This window comes from Nonomuraea aridisoli, assembly GCF_003236395.1.
Taxonomy (GTDB): Bacteria; Actinomycetota; Actinomycetes; order Streptosporangiales; family Streptosporangiaceae; genus Nonomuraea; species Nonomuraea aridisoli.
Genome location: NZ_POUD01000568.1, coordinates 1 through 1,268 on the forward strand (window position 1 = coordinate 1; position 1,268 = coordinate 1,268).

Annotated in this window: 1 pseudogene; it reads right to left on the bottom strand. The window is 63.9% G+C overall.

The window, feature by feature from the left end:
• Positions 1–1,265 (bottom strand): annotated as a pseudogene (locus C1J01_RS48105) (DNA-directed RNA polymerase subunit beta); the annotation flags it as partial.
• Positions 1,266–1,268 lie beyond the last annotated feature (3 nt).

Genomic DNA, 1,268 nt, shown 5'->3' on the forward strand with positions numbered 1-1,268 from the left:
TGGTCCATGAACTGCGACAGCTGCGAGGTGCCGAAGAACTCCTTGATCGACGCCACGACCGGGCGGATGTTGATCAGGGTCTGCGGCGTGATCGCCTCGACGTCCTGCGTCGTCATGCGCTCGCGCACGACGCGCTCCATGCGGGCCAGACCCAGGCGGACCTGGTTCTGGATCAGCTCGCCGACGCTGCGCAGGCGGCGGTTGCCGAAGTGGTCGATGTCGTCCACCTCGACGATGACCTCGCCGTTGGCGCCCGGCATCGACTCCTCGCCGGCGTGCAGGCGCACGATGTACTCGATCGTGGCGACGATGTCGTCCTCGGTCAGCGTGCCCTGCGTGATCTCGGCGTCGACCCCGAGCTTCTTGTTGATCTTGTAGCGGCCCACCTTCGCCAGGTCGTACCGCTTGGGGTTGAAGTACAGGTTCTCCAGCAGGGTCTGCGCCGACTCCTTGGTCGGCGGCTCACCCGGCCGCAGCTTGCGGTAGATGTCGAGCAGCGCGTCGTCCTGGCCGGCCGTGTGGTCCTTCTCCAGGGTGGCCCGCATCGACTCGTACTGACCGAAACGCTCGAGAATCTGGTCGTTGGTCCATCCCAGTGCCTTGAGAAGCACGGTGACGGCCTGCTTGCGCTTACGGTCGATACGCACACCGACGCTGTCGCGCTTGTCGATCTCGAACTCCAGCCAGGCACCCCGCGACGGGATGACCTTGCAGCCGTACAGATCCTTGTCCGACGTCTTGTCGACCGTGCGCTCGAAGTACACGCCCGGCGAACGGACCAGCTGCGAAACGACGACACGCTCGGTGCCGTTGATGATGAACGTGCCCTTCGGCGTCATGAGCGGGAAGTCGCCCATGAACACCGTCTGGCTCTTGATCTCACCGGTGGTGTTATTGATGAACTCCGCCGTCACGAACATCGGGGCGGAGAAGGTCATGTCCTTGTCTTTGCACTCATCGACTGAGTACTTGGGCGGCTCGAAGCGGTGGTCGCGGAACGACAAGGACATGGTCCCCGAGAAGTCCTCGATCGGACTGATCTCTTCGAAGATCTCTTCGAGGCCCGACTGGGTCGGGACGTCCTTGCGCCCGGCCTGGCGAGCCGCCTCTACCCGGGCCTTCCACTTCTCGTTTCCGAGCAGCCAGTCGAAAGACTCGGTCTGCAGGGCAAGAAGGTCAGGAACTTCGAGAGGCTCCTGGATGCGCGCGAAAGAGACGCGACGGGGACCAGCGGGTACGGCGGAGGCGTTGCGCGAGGCTGCCAACAG